This window comes from Actinosynnema sp. (assembly GCF_052038725.1).
Window position 1 is genome coordinate 1 of sequence record NZ_JBQGCX010000382.1, and the last position, 3184, is coordinate 3184.

General features: G+C 72.7%; 2 protein-coding genes. Both read right to left on the reverse strand.

The features are described from left to right. Positions 1-40: 40 nt before the first annotated feature. Positions 41-1477, reverse strand: a complete 1437-nt coding sequence (locus ACTUAL_RS07690; protein ID WP_440899756.1) for a glycoside hydrolase family 43 protein — start codon at positions 1475-1477, stop codon at positions 41-43. Positions 1478-1837: 360 nt separating this feature from the next. Continuing rightward, the coding region (locus ACTUAL_RS07695) for a LuxR C-terminal-related transcriptional regulator (RefSeq protein ID WP_440899757.1) at positions 1838-3184 on the reverse strand (1347 nt) is incomplete at its 5' end.

Consider the following 3184-nt stretch of genomic DNA (forward strand, 5'->3'; position numbering starts at 1 on the left):
GCGCTTTTGCCGGGCTGTGCCGGGAAACGCGCCCGGTGGGTCAGGAGCCGACGCGGAAGGTCGCGTCCTGCTGGTCGGTCGCGGTGCTGATCGGGTCCACGCGCAGCGCGTAGCCGGAGTGGCGCAGGTAGCGGTCCGGCAGGTTCGCGGAGCGGAACGAGGACCAGGACGAGTCGGCCAGGCCCGGCACCCGGTGGAAGGTCGCGTCGGCGCGGAAGGCGGCGGTGTTGTCGTTGGCGTCCAAGCGGATCGCGTAGTCGTAGTGCCGCAGGTCGCGGGTCGGGTCGGACACCGACTGGAACGACACGCCGGAGGCGTCGGCCAGGCCGGGCACGAGCTTCCACAGCTGGTCGGTGTGCGGGTCGAACGGGTACGGGTCGATCCGGGCGAGGTAGTTCTGGTGGCGCACGAAGCGGTCCGGGAAGTTCGAGGACTTCAGGCGGTTCCAGGACGGGGCGCCCCAGCGGGACAGCAGCGCGGACTGCTCGGCCGCCGTGATCGGGGAGATGGTGGCGTGCTTGGAGTTCAGCGGTTGGGTGTAGGCGCGCTGGTTCAGGACCGACCAGAAGTTCGCGCTCACGTTGGCCGTGGACCAGGCGTAGAACTCGCCGTTCACCGGGGAGTACGAGTCGCACCACAGGTAGTGGGTGTCCGAGGTGTTGGACTTGACCACGATCGGCGCCTCGATGCCGCTCGCCTGCTTGAGGGGGCTGGTGTAGGTGCTGAAGCTGTTGGGGTTCAAGGAGGACGAGCGGGCGCCGTAGATGTTCCCGTCGGCCATGTTCTTGTAGTACAGGTAGTTCGTGCCGTTGGCCGTGGCGACGGTGCCGTCGAGGACGTTGAAGCCGGGGTCGAAGAACACCTGCGGGGAGCCGACGTTCACGAAGTCGGTGGTGTAGTTGACCATGAAGACGTCGCGGGTGCCGTTGTGCGCGGAGTAGAAGATGCCGTACTGGCCGCGCGCCGGGTCGTAGAACGCCTCCGGGGCCCAGGTGTGGGTGTCCATCGAGTGCATCTTCAGCCTGCGGTAGTTGCTGAAGCCGGTGAGGTTCGTGGAGTCCCAGGCGTGGATGTACTGGTTCTTCTGCGTGAAGTCGGTGCCGTTGAGATCGGTGGCGATGACCACGAAGGTGCCGTCCTGCTTGCGCAGGATGAACGGGTCGCGCAGGCCCTTGGTCCCGGCCGTGGGGGTGACGACGGGGTTGTTCTGGTTCAGCGGGGTCCAGTTGAGGCCGTCGCCGCTGACCGCGAGGTGCAGGCCGTAGTTCGCGCCGGTCATGCCGGGGGACTCGGTGAAGTAGCCCATGACGTAGGCGGCGTAGGTCGCCTGGGCGGTGGGGTCCGGGGACTCGGCGGCGGGCTGGTCGGGGTGCCTCGCGACGGTGTGCTGCGCGGCGGCTTGGTGCGGCGCGACGGCTAGCAGCAGGGTCGCGAGGAGCGGCGCCGCCCGGCGGCCCAGGGACCGGGTACTGACCACGACATTCCTTCCCAGACACCGCCGTCGTCGATGTTCACGCTCACATCGGCGCGCGACGGCAGTGTCGTGTCCGGTGGTGCGGGGGTGTCCGGCGAGGTGGGGCGGGCGGCGGCCGGTTACCGGGATGTTGCGGACGAGTGTGATCGCTCACAACTTGGGTGTCAACCCCCTCCCGGAAGGCGATGTGCTGCGGCCGAGCGGGTTCTTGACATGCGGCGATGCCTGCTTTTTCCACCTCGGCAGTGGCTGTTGTTAGCGCTAACAGAGACGGGTCCGAAACGTCGGGAAAGCGCAGGTGGGGGCGGTGGTGGGAATTGCCAACGGGTGGCGCGGTCGATCGCGGGCGCCGGGGCCGCGCCCTCAGCCGAACCGCTTGACCAGCTCCACCCGCGACCGCACCTCGAGGCGGGCGAAGATGTTCCGCAGGTGGTGCTCGACGGTGCGGTGGCTCAGGAACAGCCGGGCCGCGACCTCCCGGTTGCTCGCCCCCTCCGCGACCAGGCGGGCGATCCTGGCCTGCTGCGGGGTCAGCTCGGCGAAGCCCCCGCCGGCCCGGTCGCCGGGCCGCTCGCCCGCGCGCTCGGCGGTCCGCTCGGCGCCGGGCGCCGTCTCCCCCGCCGCCCGCAGCTCGGCGCGCGCCCGCGCCGCCCAGTGCTCGGCCTCCTGCCGCTCGAAGATGTCCGCGGCTTCCCGCAGCACCTCCCGCGCCACCCTCGGTCGCCGGGACCTGCGCAGCCACCGCCCGTAGACCAGCTGCGTCTTCGCCAGCTCCAGCGCCCCGCCGCTCACCCGGTGCAGCCGCAGCGCCTCGGTGAAGTGCTCCCGCGCGTCGTCCCCGTCGGCCAGCACCCCGAGGCACCGGCGCACCACGGCCTGCCGGGCGGCGCTGCCCCCGCTGTCCGCCCACCGCCGGAACCGCCGCAGCTCCCGCTCCGCCCACCCGACCTCGCCGCACCCGGCCGCCGCCTCCACCAGGTGCGGCACGGCCATGGTGCGGATGCCCTCGTGCACGCCCCCGTACCGCCCCCCGGACTCCAGCGCCCGCAACCGCTCCAGCGCGACGACGGGCCGCTCGCGGGCCAGGTCGACGCAGGCCAGCGCCCACGCCGCCAGCGTCCCGGCACGGCCGAGGCCGTGGCGGGAGACCTGCTCGGCGGCGGTGTCGACGCGGTGCAGGGCGGTGTCGCAGTCGCCGCGCAGGGCGGACAGCAGGGCGAGGATCACCAGGTGGTCGGCGGCGGCGTTGCGCTGGCCGACGGCCTCGGCGGCGTGCAGGCCCTCGAACGCGGCGGAGAACGCGAGGGCGTGGCGGTCGAGCAGGAGCGCCGACAGGGCCTGGTAGATCAGCGCCCACGGGAGGAACGCGGTGAGCCCGCGCTCGCGGGTGGCGACCACCGCGCCGCCCGCCAGCTCGTGGGCCTTGGCGGAGTCGCCGAGGACGTAGGCGGCGTGCCCGCCCCAGACGCCCGCCTGCGGGACGGGGGTGCGCTCGGCGGTGGCGACGACGGCGCGCAGCAGCGGGACGGCTTCGGCGTGGCGGCCCCGGAAGGTGGCTTCCATGCCGAGGACGTGGTCGAGGACCAGGGCTTGCGGGTCGGGGTCGTCGGGCGCGCGGAGGTCGGCGGCGGCGCGGGCGATCTCGGTGTGCAGGGCGTGGTCGCCCGCGCTGCACGCGGCCTCGCCCGCGAAGCCGAGCGCGAGGGCGGC